General features: G+C 69.0%; 16 protein-coding genes. 13 read left to right on the top strand and 3 right to left on the bottom strand.

What is annotated here, in order from left to right; translation table 11 throughout:
* Nucleotides 1–47: 47 nt before the first annotated feature.
* From rbbA to GON04_RS05675, 4 genes are all read left to right on the top strand, one after another.
* Nucleotides 48–2,864 carry a ribosome-associated ATPase/putative transporter RbbA gene (rbbA, locus tag GON04_RS05690; protein WP_157396975.1) on the top strand — a complete coding sequence of 939 codons (2,817 nt, stop codon included), beginning with the start codon at nucleotides 48–50 and terminating at the stop codon, nucleotides 2,862–2,864.
* A gap of 2 nt (nucleotides 2,865–2,866) precedes the next feature.
* Complete coding sequence (locus GON04_RS05685) at nucleotides 2,867–3,991, top strand: ABC transporter permease (protein WP_157396974.1); 1,125 nt, start codon at nucleotides 2,867–2,869, stop codon at nucleotides 3,989–3,991.
* A 192-nt stretch (nucleotides 3,992–4,183) separates the two neighbouring features.
* Complete coding sequence (locus tag GON04_RS05680) at nucleotides 4,184–4,378, top strand: hypothetical protein (RefSeq protein WP_157396973.1); 195 nt, start codon at nucleotides 4,184–4,186, stop codon at nucleotides 4,376–4,378.
* Nucleotides 4,379–4,416: 38 nt separating this feature from the next.
* Nucleotides 4,417–5,166: a pseudouridine synthase gene (locus GON04_RS05675; RefSeq protein WP_157396972.1), complete on the top strand. Its 750-nt coding sequence runs from the start codon at nucleotides 4,417–4,419 to the stop codon at nucleotides 5,164–5,166.
* Here the strand turns inward: GON04_RS05675 and GON04_RS05670 are convergent.
* Nucleotides 5,138–5,911, bottom strand: a complete 774-nt coding sequence (locus tag GON04_RS05670) for an alpha/beta fold hydrolase (protein ID WP_157396971.1) — start codon at nucleotides 5,909–5,911, stop codon at nucleotides 5,138–5,140. The genes GON04_RS05675 and GON04_RS05670 overlap by 29 nt on opposite strands.
* 91 nt (nucleotides 5,912–6,002) lie before the next feature.
* Here GON04_RS05670 and GON04_RS05665 point away from each other — a divergent pair, with 91 nt between their 5' ends.
* The 9 genes from GON04_RS05665 to ntrC all read left to right on the top strand — a co-directional run bounded on the left by GON04_RS05665 (nucleotide 6,003) and on the right by ntrC (nucleotide 15,355).
* A complete protein-coding gene (locus GON04_RS05665) occupies nucleotides 6,003–6,953 on the top strand; it encodes a YncE family protein (protein WP_232533041.1) in 951 nt (316 codons plus the stop codon).
* Nucleotides 6,919–7,755 (top strand): polysaccharide deacetylase family protein, encoded by an 837-nt coding sequence (locus GON04_RS05660; protein ID WP_157396969.1) that lies wholly within the window; start codon nucleotides 6,919–6,921, stop codon nucleotides 7,753–7,755. The genes GON04_RS05665 and GON04_RS05660 overlap by 35 nt, the downstream gene beginning before the upstream one ends.
* Nucleotides 7,752–8,708: a sterol desaturase family protein gene (locus tag GON04_RS05655; RefSeq protein WP_157396968.1), complete on the top strand. Its 957-nt coding sequence runs from the start codon at nucleotides 7,752–7,754 to the stop codon at nucleotides 8,706–8,708. The genes GON04_RS05660 and GON04_RS05655 overlap by 4 nt, the downstream gene beginning before the upstream one ends.
* Before the next feature lie 5 nt (nucleotides 8,709–8,713).
* Nucleotides 8,714–9,571 (top strand): EI24 domain-containing protein, encoded by an 858-nt coding sequence (locus tag GON04_RS05650; RefSeq protein ID WP_157396967.1) that lies wholly within the window; start codon nucleotides 8,714–8,716, stop codon nucleotides 9,569–9,571.
* A complete protein-coding gene (locus GON04_RS05645) occupies nucleotides 9,555–10,367 on the top strand; it encodes a competence/damage-inducible protein A (RefSeq protein WP_157396966.1) in 813 nt (270 codons plus the stop codon). Before GON04_RS05650 ends, GON04_RS05645 begins: the two co-directional genes overlap by 17 nt.
* Nucleotides 10,368–10,579: 212 nt before the next feature.
* Nucleotides 10,580–11,998: a type I glutamate--ammonia ligase gene (glnA, locus tag GON04_RS05640; RefSeq protein WP_157396965.1), complete on the top strand. Its 1,419-nt coding sequence runs from the start codon at nucleotides 10,580–10,582 to the stop codon at nucleotides 11,996–11,998.
* A gap of 253 nt (nucleotides 11,999–12,251) precedes the next feature.
* Nucleotides 12,252–12,749 (top strand): hypothetical protein, encoded by a 498-nt coding sequence (locus tag GON04_RS05635; protein ID WP_157396964.1) that lies wholly within the window; start codon nucleotides 12,252–12,254, stop codon nucleotides 12,747–12,749.
* Entirely contained in the window at nucleotides 12,746–13,843 is a 1,098-nt protein-coding gene (gene glnL, locus GON04_RS05630; RefSeq protein ID WP_181653905.1) for a nitrogen regulation protein NR(II), read from the top strand. Before GON04_RS05635 ends, glnL begins: the two co-directional genes overlap by 4 nt.
* Nucleotides 13,844–13,876: 33 nt before the next feature.
* Nucleotides 13,877–15,355 (top strand): nitrogen regulation protein NR(I), encoded by a 1,479-nt coding sequence (gene ntrC / locus GON04_RS05625; protein ID WP_157398367.1) that lies wholly within the window; start codon nucleotides 13,877–13,879, stop codon nucleotides 15,353–15,355.
* 143 nt (nucleotides 15,356–15,498) lie between these two features.
* Here ntrC and xth read toward each other — a convergent pair whose 3' ends face one another.
* Both xth and GON04_RS05615 read right to left on the bottom strand, forming a co-directional pair.
* Complete coding sequence (gene xth / locus GON04_RS05620) at nucleotides 15,499–16,278, bottom strand: exodeoxyribonuclease III (RefSeq protein ID WP_157396963.1); 780 nt, start codon at nucleotides 16,276–16,278, stop codon at nucleotides 15,499–15,501.
* A 7-nt stretch (nucleotides 16,279–16,285) separates the two neighbouring features.
* Nucleotides 16,286–16,879 carry a DUF4337 domain-containing protein gene (locus GON04_RS05615; RefSeq protein ID WP_157396962.1) on the bottom strand — a complete coding sequence of 198 codons (594 nt, stop codon included), beginning with the start codon at nucleotides 16,877–16,879 and terminating at the stop codon, nucleotides 16,286–16,288.
* Between the last annotated feature and the right edge of the window lies 1 nt (nucleotide 16,880).

Genomic DNA, 16,880 nt, shown 5'->3' with positions numbered 1-16,880 from the left:
GCGCGAGCGGGCCGAGGCCGGCCTGGCGCGCTCGAGGAGGAGTTCGCATGTCATCCACGCAGCACGCGCCCGCCGGTCCGGCCGGCAAACCGGTGGTCAGCGTCCATGAGGTGACGCACCACTACGGCAAGGTCAAGGGGCTGGATGCCATCTCCATCGACATCCCGCCCGGGCTGATGGTGGGCATCATCGGCCCCGACGGCGTCGGCAAGTCGACGCTGCTGGCGCTGATGGCCGGCTCCAAGAAGCTGCAGCAGGGGACCATGACGGTCCTGGACGGCGACATCGGGGACGTCCGCCACCGCCGTGCCGCCTGTCCGCGCATTGCCTACATGCCGCAGGGCCTGGGCAAGAACCTGTACTTCGAGCTCAGTGTCGCGGACAACGTCGACTTCATGGCGCAGCTGTTCGGGCTGACCCGCGCGGAGCGTCCGGGGCGCATCAAGCAACTGCTCCATGCGACCGGTCTCGGGCCATTCAACGAGCGTCCCGCCGGCAAGTTGTCGGGTGGCATGAAGCAGAAGGTCGGCCTGTGCGGTGCCCTGGTGCACGACCCCGACCTGCTGATCCTGGACGAACCGACCACCGGCGTCGATCCGCTGTCGCGGCGCCAGTTCTGGAGCCTGATCGACGACATCCGCAAGGACCGCCCGATGATGAGCGTGGTCATCGCGACCGCCTACATGGACGAGGCGCAGCAGTGGGACTGGATCGTCGCGATGGACGACGGCAAGGTGCTGGCGACCGGCACGCCGGCGGAACTCATGTTCCGCACCGGAACGAGCGACCTGGAGAAATGCTTCATCGCGCTGCTCCCCGAGGAAAAGCGCAGGGGGCACACCGAGCTGACGATCCCGCCGCGCCAGGAAGGCACCGAGATCGCGATCGACGCCAAGGGCCTCACGCGGCGGTTCGGCGACTTCGTCGCCGTGAACAACGTCACCCTGTCCATCGAACGCGGCGAGATCTTCGGCTTCCTCGGCTCCAACGGCTGCGGCAAGTCCACCACCATGAAGATGCTCACGGGCCTGTTGCCGCCCACCGAGGGCAGCGCCACGCTGTTCGGCAGCTCGGTCGAGGCGGGCAGCATGGACGTGCGCCGCAAGCTCGGCTACATGACCCAGGCCTTCTCGCTGTACGGCGAGATGACCATCCGCCAGAACCTGGTGCTGCATGCCCGGCTGTACCACCTGCCGCCCGACAAGGCCAAGGCGCGCATCGCCAACCTGGTGGAACGCTTCGGCCTCGAGGACCACCTCGACGCGCTGGCCGAATCGTTGCCCATGGGGCTGCGCCAGCGGCTGTCGCTGGCGGTCGCCGTGCTGCACGAGCCGCAGATCCTGATCCTGGACGAGCCCACCTCCGGCGTCGACCCGGTGGCGCGCGACAGCTTCTGGGAACTGCTGATCGACCTCTCGCGCAACCAGGGCGTGACCATCTTCGTGACGACCCACTTCATGAACGAGGGCATGCGCTGCGACCGCATCTCGCTCATGCATGCAGGCCGGGTGCTGGCCTGCGACGCGCCGGACAAACTGATCCAGGACAAGGGTGCGCCCAGCCTGGAGGAGGCCTTCATCGGCTACATGGAGGACGGGATCGCGGCGGACGCGGCGGCTGCGGCGGCCAAGGGCAAGAGCGGTGGTGCGGGAGCGGGCGCGACGGCGGAGCCGGTATCGGCGGCGCCGGTGGCACTGGCGCCGGCCGGCCACGGCGGCGGCGGCTCCCGGTGGACGCTGCCCCTGACCCGGATGCTGGCCTACACCCGCAATGAGACGGTGCAGATCATGCGCGACCCGGTGCGGCTGTGGTTCGCGTTCTTCGGCTCGGCGGTGCTGATGCTGGTGTGCGGCTTCGGCATCACCACCGACGTCGAGAACATCCGCTACGCGACCTTCGACCAGGACCGCTCGCCCGAGAGCCGGGCGTACATCGAGCAGTTCGAGGCCTCGCGCCGCTACTTCAAGCCGACCGCGGCGGTCGACTCCGATGCCGAAGCGCTGCGGCGCCTGCAGGCGGACGATGCCTCCATGATCCTGGAGGTGCCGCCGAACTTCGGCCGCGAGGTGCGGCGCGGTGCCATGCCGGAGGTGCTGGCCCACGTCGACGGGGCGATGACCTTCCGCGGCGAGACCATCGGCCAGTACGTGCAGGGGGTCAATGCCACGCTGCAGACCGATCCGGGCGCCAACCTGCCACCGTCGCGGCCGCAGAAGTTCACCGCCAAGATCGAGAACCGCTTCATGTACAACCCGACGTTCGAGAGCGTCTATTCGATCGTGCCCAGCGTGCCGGCGCTGCTGCTGCTGCTGATCCCCGCGATCCTGATGACCGTGAGCATCGTGCGCGAGAAGGAACTCGGCTCGATGATCAACTTCTACGTCACCCCCACCGGCAAGCTCGAGTACCTGATCGGCAAGCAGATCCCGTACATCGTGATCGGGATGATCAACTTCCTGATCCTGGCGGCGATGACGGTGTTCGTGTTCGGCGTACCGGTCAAGGGCAACTTCCTGATGCTGCTGTTGTGCACGCTGCTGTACGTGACGGCGACCACCGGCATCGGGATGATGACGTCGACGTTCACCAGCAGCCAGGTGGCGGCGGTGTTCGTGACGGCCATCCTCACCATCGTGCCGACGATCCAGTTCTCGGGCCTGCTGCAGCCGGTGTCCACCCTCGAAGGCAATGCGCGGCGCGTCGGTGAGCTCTGGCCAGCCACCTATTACATGCACTCCAGCCTGGGGGCCTACACCAAGGGGCTGGGGGCCAGCCTGATGGTGGGCGACATCCTGTTCCTGGCCGCCTGCATCCCGGTGTTCCTGCTGGTGAGCTTCATCGGCCTGAGGAAGCAGGAGAAGTAGCCATGACCACCTTGCTGAACATCCTGTGGCTGGGCCTCAAGGAGCTGCGCAGCCTGCTGAGCGACAAGGTGATGGTCATCTTCGTGATCTACGCGTTCACGCTGGCGATCCACGTGCAGGCGACCGGCACCTCCAGCGAGGTGAACAACGCCTCGATCGCCTTCATCGACGAGGACCAGTCGCAGCTGTCCAAGGAGATCATCAACGCCTTCTACCCGCCGCGGTTCCGCCACCCGGTGCTGATCCGGGCCGACGAGATGCAGGACGACATGGACAGGGGCCTGTACATGTTCACGGTGGTGATCCCGCCGCGGTTCGAGCGCGACCTGCGGTCCGGACGCAACCCGTCGGTGCAGGTCAACATCGACGCCACGGCGATGCAGCAGGCGGGCATCGGCGCCGGCTACATCAAGAACATCATCAACGACCGCGTCTCGTCCATCCTCCGGCGTACCGACGTCAACACCGACATGCCGGTGCAGCTGGTCGTGCGCAAGCTGTTCAACCCGAACGCCGTGTCGTCCTGGTTCAAGAGCGTGGTGGCCATCATCAACCAGATCAGCCTGCTGACCGTCATCCTGACCGGGGCGGCGGTGATCCGCGAGCGCGAGCACGGCACGCTCGAGCACCTGCTGGTGATGCCGCTCACTTCGTTCGAGATCGCGATGGCCAAGGTGTGGGCGAACAGCCTGGTGATCCTGGTGGCCACCGCCGCCTCGCTGTTCCTGGTGGTGCAGATGGTGCTGCAGGTGCCGTTCGCGGGGTCCGTGGTGCTCTGGTTCCTGGGCGTGCTGCTCTACCTGTTCTTCGCCACCGCGCTGGGCATCTACCTGGGGACGATCTCGCGCTCGATGGCGCAGTTCGCGCTGCTCATCATCCTGGTGATCGTGGTGCTGATGCTGCTGTCCGGCGGCTCGACGCCGGTGGAGAGCATGCCGGGCTGGCTGCAGACGGCGACCTACTTCCTGCCGGCGCGCCATTTCGTCAGCTTCTCGCAGGTCATCATCTACCGCGGCGGCGGTTTCTGGGCCGTGTGGCAGGAGTTCGCGATGGTGGCGGCCGTCGGGCTCGCCTTCTTCGTGTACAGCCTTGCGCTGTTCCGCAAGTCGATCGCCGTGACGAAGTAGGGGGATGGAAAGGAACTACTTCACGCGTTCGCGCCGGCGATTGCAACCGATTGTCAGTCTGTAACTGCAGGCAAGAGTCTGTCGCGTCCTACATGGATGCGGCGGGCTCCTACACCCGACAGCAACGGTCCTTCCTAGATTGGTCCTCACGGGCGTGCGAGCGTCCGTGTCGAGACCCAGTCAAGGACTGTCATGCATCAATCCCCCCAGAAGCAGCTCGGCGGCCGCCGCGAGAAGTACGTTGCGGCACTGGCCACCGAGGATGACGACGCCGGCCCGGAGCGGCGCCAGCACCGAACCAGCCAGGGCAAGGCACGCAAGTCCCAGTGGCGCGACGACGGCGCACGCGACGAGGTGCGCGGCGCCGGGCGCCAGGCGCGCGCCTAGCGCGGCCGCCGGCGGCGGGCGCGTAGACTTCGCGCCCGATGCAGATCCAGCAGATTCTGTTCACCCAGGGCTTCGGCACCCGGCGCGTCTGCGCCGGGCTGGTCGAACAGGGCCACGTCACGGTCGAGGGGCTCCCCTGCGACGACCCCGGCGCCGGTTTCGAACCGGTCGGCCTGCATTTCACCGTGCAGGGCCGCGCCTGGGAGTACCACGAGAAGGCCTACCTGCTGCTGCACAAGCCGGCTGGCTACGAGTGCTCGGCACGGCCGTCGACCTGGCCGAGCGTGTACACGCTGCTGCCGGCGCCTCTGCGCCAGCGCCCGCAGCGGCAGGCCATGGACGGCGTGCAGGCCGTCGGCCGTCTCGACCAGGACACCACCGGCGCGCTGCTGCTGAGCGATGACGGCGCCTTCATCCACCGGATGAGCTCGCCCAGGCGCCACGTGCCCAAGGTGTACGAGGTTGAGGCCAGGCACGACGTGACGCCGGCCATGGTGGAGCGGCTGCTGGCCGGGGTGGTGCTCGAGGACGATCCGGTGCCGGTGCGCGCGGCAGCCTGCGAGGCCACGGGGGGAACGGGCCTGCGCCTGACGCTCACCGAGGGCAAGTACCACCAGGTCAAGCGCATGGTCGCCGCGGTGGGCAATCGCGTCGAGCGCCTGCACCGCTCGCGCATCGGCGGGCTGGACCTGGGCGGGCTGGCGCCCGGGCAGTGGCGCTGGCTGGCGCCGGACGACCTGGCGCTGCTGCAGCCGGCCGCTAGGGCCGATCGGCCAGGAACGCCGTGACCGCCGCCTCCACCGCGGCCGGCTGGTCGCGGTGCGGGGAATGGCCGCAGGCCGGGATTGCCTGCCAGGTGAAGGGGCCCCGCGTGGGGCCGATCTCGCGCACCTGCCGCAGCGTGCCGTAGGGGTCGTCCTCGCCCTGCAGCGCCAGCACCGGGACGGCGATGCGGCGGCAGTCGGGCCGGATGTCGAACGGCCGGAAGGCCTCGCCCAGCCAGACGTCGTTCCACTGCCAGAAGGCCCCGTCGACATCGGCGTGGTAGCGCGCCAGCCGGTTGCGCAGGTCGCCCTGCCCGAAGGCGTCGCGGGCCTGCGCGATCGACGCCACCGAGACGTCCTCGACGATCACGTGCGGTGCCAGCACGACGCAGCCGGCCAGCGGGAAGCGGCTGGCGTGGAGCAGGGCGATGCTGCCGCCGTCCGAGTGCCCCAGGAGCACCGGGGCCGCGACGCCCAGCGCCTCGAGCAGCCGGGGCAGCACCTCGAACGCCTCGGTGTGCATGTAGTCGGGGGGCAGGCGGCCGGCGCCGCGGACGTCCGGCACCGGGTCGGAGCGGCCGTACCCGCGGCGCGAGTAGACGATGCCGGCCCGCCCGGTCGCGGCGCACAGGCGGGCCGGCCAGTCGCGCCACATCGCCACCGAGCCCAGGCCTTCGTGCAGGAACACGATGGGCGCACGGCCTGCACCGGCCGGACCCGGGATGCGTTCGACCTCCAGGCGCACGCCATTGATCGGGATCAGATCCATCGAAGGGATGTTACGGGAGGGGCTGGACCGCCGACTACACTTGAGCTCTGCCCAGGACCTCTCCGTGAACACGCCCTTGCGTACCCTCGCCATGCTGGCGGCCCTGTCGTGGGCCGCCCTCGGCGCCGCGGCCCAGGCCGCGCCCATCTTCGTTCTCAATTCGCTGGACGCGAGCGTCAGCGTCGTCGACCCCGTGTCCTGGAAGGAGCTGCGGCGCCTGCCCACCGGCAAGGAGCCGCACCACCTGTACATGACGCCCGACGAGAAGTCGGTCATCGTGGCCAATGCGCTGGGCGACTCGCTCACCTTCATCGACCCGCGCAGCGCCGAGATCCAGCGCGTGGTGCGCGGCATCGTCGATCCGTACCACCTGCGGTTCTCGCCCGACATGAAGTGGTTCGTGACGGCCGGCAACCGGCTCAACCACGTCGACATCTACCGCTGGGACGGCAAGGACCTGCAGTTGGCCGCGCGCGTGTCCACCGGCAAGACGCCCAGCCACGTCTGGATCGACGCCCGCAGCACGACGGCCTACGTCAGCATGCAGGACAGCGACGAGCTGGTGGCCATCGACCTGGCCACCCAGAAGCTGAAATGGCGCGTCAAGACCGGCCCGATGCCGGCCGACATCTACGGCACCGCCGACGGCCGCACCCTGCTGGTGGGGCTGACCGGCAGCGACGGCGTCGAGGTGTTCGACGTCAGCGGCGCCGAGCCGCGGTCGGTGCGCCGCATCAAGACAGGGGAGGGCGCGCACGCCTTCCGCGGGGCCGGCGACCGCCGCCACGTCTACCTGAGCAACCGGGTCGCCAACACCATCAGCAAGATCGACCTCCAGAAGCTCGAGGTGGTGGCCAGCTATCCCGCCCCGGGCGGCCCCGACTGCATGGACGTCATCGACGGCGGCAAGCTGCTGCTGGTCACCTCGCGCTGGTCCCGCAAGCTCACGGTGATCGACACCGAGGCGCGCAAGGTGGTTCGCCAGGTGTCCGTGGGCAAGTCGCCGCATGGTGTCTGGACCCTCGACCACGCTGCGCGCTAGCCGCCGGCGCCTGGCGGCCGGCGCGCTGGCGCTGCTGCTGGCCGCGGGTGCGCTGCCAGCCGGCGCGCAGGACTGCGCCAAGCCGCTCTACCTGACCCTGGACACCGGCCACATGGAGGTCGCGCCCCTGGTCGCCGAGGTGCTGCGGCGCCAGCAGGTGCGCGTGACCTTCTTCGTCGCCAACGAACGCACCAAGGCCGGCGACGGCAGCCTGGGCGAGCACTGGGCGCCGTGGTGGAAGGCGCGCGCCGCCGAGGGCCACGAGTTCGCCTCGCACACCTACGACCACGTCTACTGGCGTGCCGACCTGGCCGGCGAGCCGCCCCGCTTCCGGGTGCGGGCGTCCGCCGGGCCGGACGAGGGGCGCGACCAATCCTGGAGCGCCGCGCAGTACTGCGCCGAGATCGGGCGGGCCGCCGACCGGGTGCAGGCGATCACCGGCCGCAAGCCGCTGCCGCTGTTCCGCGCGCCGGGCGGCAAGACGTCTGCCCGGCTGCTGGAGGCCGCGCGGGCCTGCGGCTGGGCGCACGTGGGCTGGTCGACCGCCGGGTTCCTGGGCGATGAACTTCCCAGCGAATCCGTGTCCAATGCACAGTTGCTGGCGCGGGCCCTGCGCGACGTGCGCAGCGGCGACATCCTGCTGGCCCACCTGGGCATCTGGTCCCGCCGGGACCCCTGGGCGCCGGCGGTGCTCGAGCCGCTGCTCGTGGGCCTGAAGGAGCGAGGATTCTGCTTCCGCACGCTGCGCGAGCACCCCAGCTACGCCGGCTGGATCACCCAACGGGAGTCGACGACACGATGAACTGGCTGGCAGACGTCTTCGACGGCGCGCAGCAATGGCTGTACGAGGCGGTGGTGCAACCCGCGCTCTTCACGCTCGGGCTCGGGCAGCTGCTGGAGGACGCCTATGCGGCCACCGGCTGGCTGCTGGTCGGCCTGTTGCAGATCGCCATCCTGCTGCTGGTCTTCGGGCCGCTGCAGCGCTGGCGGCCGGTGGAGCCGGTGACCGACCGGGCCGCCATCCGCACCGACATCCTCTACACCCTGATCCACCGGCTGGGCCTGTTCCGGCTCGGCCTGTTCTTCCTGGTGCAGCCGCTGTTCGACGAGGCGGCCGGCAGCCTGCACCTGGCCGGCATCGCGGGCTGGCATCTCGACAACCTGTGGCCGGGCGTCACCGACGTGCCCTGGATGAGCTTCCTGCTCTACCTGCTGGTGTTCGACCTGGCCGACTACTGGATCCACCGCGGCCAGCACGCCTGGAACTGGTGGTGGAGCCTGCACGCCCTGCACCACTCGCAGCGGCAGATGACGATGTGGAGCGACAACCGCAACCACCTGCTGGACGACATGCTGCGCGACGGCCTGATGGTGGTGCTGGCGCAGGTGATCGGCATCGCGCCGGGACAGTTCGTCGCCATCGTCGCCCTCACCCAGCTGTCCGAGAGCCTGCAGCACGCCAACCTGCGGCTGTCGTTCGGCCGCATCGGCGAGCGCCTGTGGGTCAGCCCGCGCTTCCACCGCCTGCACCACGCCATCGGCCTGGGCCACGAGAGCCGCGGCCGCGGCTCGCTGGGCGGCCACAACTTCGGGGTGCTGCTGCCCTGGTGGGACATGCTGTTCGGCACCGCCAACTTCGAGAACCGCTACGACGCCACCGGCATCCGCGACCAGGTCGAGAAGAACCGCGACTACGGGCGCGGCTTCTGGGCCCAGCAGTGGCTGGGCCTGAAGCGGCTGGTCGGCAGGGCCTGAACGGCATGGGCCTGCTGCTCGATTCGTTCTGGCGCGCGGTCGCCTACTGCCTGCATCCGCGCGTGATCGTGCTGTCGCTGCTGCCGCTGCTGGTGATGGGAGCCGTGGCCCTGGGCCTGGGCTGGCTGTTCTGGGCGCAGGCGGTCGATGCCGTGTTCCGCTGGCTCGAGGCCTCGTCCCTCATCAGCCAGGTGGGCGGCTGGCTGCAGGGCATGGGCCTGGGCAACCTGCGCACGGTGGTCGCCCCGCTGGTCGTCATCTTCCTGGCCACGCCGGTCATCGTCGTCGGCGTGCTGCTGGTGGTGGCGGCGCTCATGACGCCGGCCATGGTGCGGCTGGTGGCGGCGCGCCGGTTCCCGCAGCTGGAGCAGCGCCACGGCGGGTCCATGCTGGCCAGCATCGCCTGGTCGCTGGGATCGACGTTGCTGGCGCTGGTGGCCCTGGTGGCGTCCATTCCGCTGTGGCTCATTCCGCCGCTGGTGCTGCTGCTGCCGCCGCTGATCTGGGGCTGGCTCACCTACCGCGTCATGACCTTCGATGCCCTGGCCGACCACGCCAGTGCCGACGAGCGCCGCGAGGTGCTGCGCCGGCACCGGATGCCGCTGCTGGGCATCGGCATCCTCACCGGCTACCTGGGCGCGGCGCCCGGCATCGTGTGGGCGTCCGGCGCGCTGTTCGCCGCCGCCTTCGTCATCCTGGTGCCGATCGCGATCTGGATCTACACCGTGGTGTTCGCCTTCTCGTCGCTCTGGTTCGCGCACTACTGCCTGGCGGCGCTGGAGCAGCTGCGGGCGGCCGTCCCGCCGCCGCCCGGCCCGGTCGCACCGCCCCCGCTAGCATTGCGGGATGTCCAAGCGCCCTGACTTCGGCCTCGTCATCGTCGGCGACGAGATCCTCTCCGGCAAGCGGTCCGACAAGCACATGCCCAAGGTGATCGAGCTGCTCGCCGCCCGCGGCCTGCAGCTGGCCTGGGCCGAGTACGTGGGCGATTCCCCCGAGCGCATCACGGCCACGCTGCAGCGCGCCTTCGCCGGCGGCGACGTGGTGTTCTCCTGCGGCGGCATCGGCGCCACGCCCGACGACCACACGCGCCAGTGCGCGGCGCGCGCGCTGGGCGTCGATCTCGCCTTGCACCCGCAGGCCGAAGTGCTGATCCGCGAACGCATGCAGGACCTGGCGCGCGAGCAGGGCGTGCCCTACGAGCCCGCCCGGCCCGACAACGTGCACCGCCTCAACATGGGCGTGTTCCCGGCCGGCGCGTCCATCATCCGCAATCCGTACAACAAGATCCCCGGCTTCAGCGTCGGCGACGTGCACTTCGTGCCCGGCTTCCCGGTCATGGCCTGGCCGATGATCGAGTCGGTCCTGGACGACCGCTACGCCCACCTGTTCCGGCGCGGCGACTACGTGGAGCGCTCGGTCATCGTGTTCGGCGCCATGGAGTCCAACCTCACGCCGCTGATGGAACAGGTGGAACGGGCGCACGCCGGCATCAAGGTGTTCAGCCTGCCCAGCGTCGACCACCCGCAATACGGCCGCCACATCGACCTGGGCGTCAAGGGTGCGCCGGCCGCCGCCGCGGCCGCCTATGCCGACCTGCTGGCCGGGCTGCGCCAGCTGGGCGTCGAACTGGGCCCCGAATTGGTGCGCGAAAGCTGAGGCACGATCTTGGTGCGCGGTGAAATTGCACTGTCGCGGTGCATCGACTCATCCGCGCACCTTGAGGCCCCTGCAGGGAACCGAGCCCAACATCGCCGACAATCGCCCGGCCCCGCCGGTTGTGCCATGCACCAGCTTTGGCACAGAACCTGCATCCAAGGATCCGGCTCGAAAACCCCTCTCTCAACAACCATCCAATTGGAGAAACCCTGATGGCAGCCAAGACCGTCGCTGACGTGATGAAGATGGTGAAGGACAACGAAGTCAAGTTCGTCGACTTCCGCTTCACCGACACCCGCGGCAAGGAGCAGCACGTGACCGTGCCCGTCTCCCATTTCGACGAAGACAAGTTCACCAGCGGCCACGCATTCGACGGCTCCTCGGTCGCCGGCTGGAAGGGCATCGAGGCCTCCGACATGCTGCTGATGCCGGACGCCAACACCGCCAACATCGACCCGTTCTTCGAAGAGACCACGCTGCTGCTGTCGTGCGACGTGCTCGAGCCGGGCGATGGCAAGGCCTATGACCGCGACCCGCGTTCGATCGCCAAGCGCGCCGAGGCCTACCTGAAGGCCTCCGGCCTGGGCGACACCGCCTTCTTCGGCCCGGAACCCGAGTTCTTCATCTTCGACGACGTGCGCTGGGGCTCCGGCATGTCCGGCTCGTTCGTCGAGATCGACGAGTACGAGGCGCCCTGGAACACGGGCAAGAAGATCGAAGGCGGCAACAAGGGCCACCGCCCGACCGTCAAGGGCGGCTACTTCCCCGTTCCCCCGGTCGACAGCACGCAGGACATGCGCGCCGAGATGTCGCTCATCCTCGAATCCGTGGGCATCCCGGTCGAGGTGTTCCACCACGAGGTGGCCGGCGCCGGCCAGAACGAGATCGGTACCCGGTTCAGCACGCTGGTCCAGCGCGCCGACTGGAGCCAGCTCCAGAAGTACGTGATCCAGAACGTCGCCAACGCCTACGGCAAGACCGCGACCTTCATGCCCAAGCCCCTGGTGGGCGACAACGGCTCCGGCATGCACGTGCACCAGTCGGTCTGGAAGGACGGCAAGAACCTGTTCGCCGGCGACGGCTACGCGGGCCTGTCCGACTTCGCGCTGTACTACATCGGCGGCATCATCAAGCACGCCCGCGCGCTGAACGCCATCACCAACCCCGGCACGAACAGCTACAAGCGCCTGGTCCCGGGCTTCGAGGCCCCGGTCAAGCTGGCCTACAGCTCGCGCAACCGCTCGGCGTCCATCCGCATCCCGTACGTGGCCAACCCGAAGGGCCGCCGCATCGAGGCGCGCTTCCCGGATCCCCTGATGAACCCGTACCTGGGCTTCGCCGCCATGCTGATGGCCGGCCTGGACGGCGTCGAGAACAAGATCCACCCGGGCGAGGCCGCCACCAAGGACCTGTACCACCTGCCGCCGGAAGAAGACGCGAAGATCCCGACCGTGTGCCACAGCCTCGACCAGGCGCTCGAGTACCTGGACAAGGGCCGTTCGTTCCTGACCAAGGGCGGCGTGTTCACCGACTCCATGATCGATGCCTACATCGAGCTGAAGATGCAGGAAGTCACCCGCTTCCGCATGACGACGCACCCGATCGAGTTCGACATGTACTACAGCCTCTGACGGCTGCCGGCGGGCTGGATATCCAGCCAGTCTGTCGCAGAAAAGGGACGGCCCGCGCCGTCCCTTTTTCGTTTCCGGGCCCGCCCCTTGCCCGGGCACTGCACGGCGCCGTTCCCTCGGCGCGACGCCGCTGTCGCCGGCGCGCCCCCGCGGGCGATTTTCCGTTGCGAATCATGGGGTTGCTTGGACATTCTGATCAGTTCAGCCATACTGGCAGACCGTCTTGCGCCCACCCGTGCAAGGAGCACCTCCCATGAATCCGGCCCTCACCCTCTCGCTCGTCGCCCTGTTTGCCGCCGCGTTGCCGGCCCACGCGCAAAGCCGCATCTGGCGTTGCGGCAACACGTACACGAACGACGCCCATCACGCGCAGGCGCAGGGCTGCAAGCTGGTCGAGGGCGGCAACGTCACCGTCGTGGAGGGCACCCGCGTCAACGGCAACGCCAATGCCGTCCGCGTCGCAACCGCGGTGCCGGCGGCCGGCAGCAACCGCCTCGATTCGGCCGAGCAGAAGGCGCGCGATTCCGACGCCCGCCAGATCCTGGAGGCCGAACTGAAGAAGGCGCAGTCCCGCCAGGCCGAGCTGCAGAAGGAATACAACAACGGCGAGCCCGAGAAGCAGGGTCCCGAGGCGCGCAACTACCAGAAGTACCTCGATCGGGTGGCCGAACTCAAGGCCAGCCTGGCCCGCAACGAGAGCGACATCGCCGGCATCCAGCGCGAGCTGGGCCGCCTGCCCGCGGCCAAGTGACGCCGGGCCGCCGGGCACCCGCCTCCACGCCGCCCCCTTCCGTCCAGGCGCGGTTCCTGGCCTTCGACCTGCTCGCCACGCTGGTGGCGGTGGTCGCCCACGACGGCGCGGTGCTGTTCGCCAACGCCGCCCTCGAGGACGCCCTCGGCACCTCGCGCCGCACCATCGAGGGGTCGAGCTTCCCCGCCTGCTTCACCGAACCGCAGCTGCTGCGCACCGCGCTGGAAGGCGCCGGCAGCAACGAGTTCGCGGCGCTGCGCTACGACGCCTGGCTGCTGCGGCACGGCGCCGAGCCGCTGCCGGTGCACGTGGTGGTGGCCCAGACCGACCGCCCCGGCGAGATCGTCATCGAGTTGCTTCCGCTCGAGCAGCAGGCCCGCCAGGAGCGCGAGGAGCGCCTGATGGACCAGGCGCAGGCGAACAAGGAGCTCATCCGGAACCTGGCGCACGAGATCAAGAACCCGCTGGGCGGCATCCGTGGCGCGGCGCAACTGCTCGAGATGGAGATGCAGTCGCGCGACCTGAAGGAGTACACGCGGGTCATCATCCACGAGGCCGACCGGCTGCAGACCCTGGTCGATCGCCTGCTGGCACCGCACCGCCGTCCCCACGTGGTGGGCGACGTCAACATCCACGAGGTCTGCGAGCGCGTGCGCTCGCTGATCCTGGCCGAGTTCCCGCGCGGGCTGCGGGTCGTGCGCGAGTACGACACCTCGCTGCCGGAATTCCGCGGCGACCGCGAACAGCTGATCCAGGCGGTGCTGAACATCGCCCACAACGCCTGCCAGGCGCTGTCCGAGCGCATGGCGGCGGGCGACGCGGAGCTGGTGTTCCGCACCCGGGTCGCGCGGCAGGTCACTTTCGGCAAGCAACGCTACCGACTGGCACTGGAATTGCATGTCATCGACAACGGGCCTGGCGTGCCCCCGTCCCTGCAGGACCGGATCTTCTACCCGCTGGTATCGGGACGGGAGGGCGGTTCGGGGTTGGGTCTCACGCTCGCGCAGACCTTCGTTCAGCAGCACCATGGGCTGATCGAATGCGACAGTGTCCCGGGGAGGACGGATTTCAAGATCCTCATCCCACTGCCCTAGTTGACGGAATGACCTGAGGTGACCACAAGCTCCATGAAGCCGATCTGGATCGTTGACGATGACCAATCCATTCGCTTCGTGCTGGAGAAAGCGCTGTTGCGAGAAGAGCTGCCCACGCGCAGCTTCACCAATGCCCGCGAGGTGCTGCAGGCCCTCGAGAGCGCCAACGACGAGCAGGGCCCGCAGATCCTGGTGAGCGACATCCGCATGCCCGGTGGCAGCGGCCTGGACCTGCTCTCCAAGGTCAAGGAAAAGCACCCGGGGCTGCCCGTCATCATCATGACGGCCTTCTCCGACCTGGACAGCGCCGTCTCGGCGTTCCAGGGCGGCGCGTTCGAGTACCTGCCCAAGCCGTTCGACCTGCCCAAGGCCATCGAGCTGATCCGGCGCGCGGTGGAGGAGAGCCAGCGCGAGGAGGTGGCCGAGGAGCGCATGGCCGCCACGCCCGAGATGCTGGGCCAGGCGCCCGCCATGCAGGACGTGTTCCGCGCCATCGGCCGGCTGTCCCAGAGCAATGTCACGGTCATGATCACCGGCGAGTCGGGCACCGGCAAGGAGCTGGTGGCGCGCGCGCTGCACAAGCATTCACCCCGTGCCACCGGCCCCTTCGTCGCCATCAACACGGCGGCCATCCCCAAGGACCTGCTGGAGAGCGAGCTGTTCGGCCACGAGCGGGGCGCTTTCACCGGTGCGCAGACCATGCGCCGCGGCCGCTTCGAGCAGGCCGAGGGCGGCACGCTGTTCCTCGACGAGATCGGCGACATGCCGTTCGACCTCCAGACGCGCCTGCTGCGCGTGTTGTCCGACGGGCACTTCTACCGCGTGGGCGGCCACAACGCCGTCAAGGCCAACGTGCGCGTCATCGCGGCCACCCACCAGGACCTGGAGCAGCGCGTCAAGGAAGGCGCGTTCCGGGAGGACCTGTTCCACCGCCTGAACGTCATCCGGCTGCGCCTGCCTGCCCTGCGCGAGCGGCGCGAGGACATCCCGATGCTGGCGCGCCACTTCCTGCAGGCCTCGGCCAAGCAGCTGGGCGTGGAACCCAAGCGCATCTCCGACGCCGCCGTCGTCCGGCTCACCGGCTTCGGTTTCCCCGGCAACGTGCGCCAGCTCGAGAACATCTGCCACTGGCTCACCGTCATGGCGCCCGCGCAGCTGATCGAGCCCAAGGACCTGCCGCCCGAGGTGGCCGGCGCCGCCGAAACCGCGCCGCGCGCCGCCGCCCCGGCCGACCTGGTCCGGCCCGCCGGCGAGGCGCCCGCCCTGGCGCCGGCGAACCTGCCGCCGGCCGGCCCGGCCGGCACCTGGGAGAGCGGCCTGGAGGCCGAGGCCATGGAGCTGCTGGTCGCCGGCCGCCACGACGTCTGGGACGAGCTCACCCGCCGCTTCGAGTCGCGCCTCATCCTGACGGCGCTGGCCAACACCCGCGGCCGCCGCATCGAAGCGGCCCAGAAGCTGGGCATCGGCCGCAACACCATCACGAGAAAGATCCAGGAACTGGGGCTGGAATAGCCGAAAGACCGCAGACCCAGGCAGGAACCCCCACTCCCCATCCCTCTCCCCCGAGGGGGAGGGGGGCAGATCAGTGGGGTTTGGGAGTCAGGACGTTTCCCGCTCCGTGAGGGCGTCCTGCGCCGCGGGGAAGGGCCCGCTCGTCAGCCCAGTTCGATCGTCACCGGCGCGTGGTCGCTGGGCTGCTTCCACTTGCGGGGCGTGCGGTCGATGGTGCAGGCCCGCACCTGCGGCTTGAGGGCTTCGCTCACCAGCACGTGGTCGATGCGCAGGCCGCGGTTCTTCTGGTAGCCCAGCATCCGGTAGTCCCACCAGCTGTAGCTCCTGTCCGGCTGCTCGAACAGGCGGAAGCTGTCGCACAGGCCCAGGCCCAGCAGCTTCTGGAAGTGCTCGCGCTCCTCGCGGGTGTGGTGGATGGTGTCGCGCAGTCCGTCCGGGTCGAACGAGTCGCGGTCTTCGGGGGCGATGTTGAAGTCGCCCAGCAGCACCAGGTGCGGGTGCTGCTGGAGTTCACCGCAGACGTACTGGTTGAGGGCGCCCAGCCAGTTCATCTTGTAGGCGAACTTGTCCGTGCCGGGTGCCTGCCCGTTGACGAAGTAGCCGTTCACCACCCGCAGCGCACCGGACGGGCCGTCCACCGTGGCACTGATCACGCGCGAATGCTCGTCCTCGAAGCCGGCGATGTTCCTCGCGACGTCGCGCAGCTCGGTGCGGCTGAGGACGGCGACGCCGTTGTACGTCTTCTGGCCGAACACCGCGCAGTGCGGGTAGCCGGCGGCGCGGATCGCCTCCAGCGGGAACTTGTCGTCGGTGAGCTTGAGCTCCTGCAGGCACAGCACGTCGACCGGGTTGGCGGCCAGCCAGTCCAGCACGTGCTGCAGGCGCGCGGTGAGCGAATTGACGTTCCAGGTCGTGATCTTCATGCGCGGTTCAGATGTGCAGCAGCGCCAGCGCGCCGATGCCGACACCGATCGCGCCCATGCCGAACATGCCCCACTCGAGCCACTTCTTGCGCGTGAGCAGCGCGATGGCGGCCAGCGCGATCGCCACCTGCAGCGCGGTGGTGGCCTGCGCCCAGCGGTGGTGCTCGTGCATCTGGGCATCGCTCTTCGCATCCCAGGCCTTGGCGTCATCCTCGATCTTGCGCGCCTCGGTCTCGATCTCCTTCTTCTCCTTCTCGTAGCGGTCGATCTTGGCCTGGTACTTGGCCTTGTCCGCCTCCGTGGGAGCGAGGTCGCGCGACACCTCGGCCAGCGACTGCTTCGTGCTCTTGGCCTGGAAGTAGTTCCACTGGTTGGACGCCTCGGTCTTCTTGATCGCGGCGTTGTTCTTGTACAGCCCGGCATTGGCCTGGGTGGCGCCGCCCATGTACGCGAAGATCGCGCCGACCGTGGCGATGACGGCCGTGAACATGGCGACCTGGTTGACCATGCCGCCGGCGCCGTGGCTTTCGGCGGCGTGGTGGGTGGCGTGCTCGAGCTCGTGGTCGTGGGGACCGTGGACGTGGAAACCGGCTCCGGACATG

The organism is Ramlibacter pinisoli, assembly GCF_009758015.1.
GTDB classification, from domain to species: Bacteria; Pseudomonadota; Gammaproteobacteria; order Burkholderiales; family Burkholderiaceae_C; genus Ramlibacter; species Ramlibacter pinisoli.
This window is presented reverse-complemented; position numbering and strand designations above follow the sequence as displayed.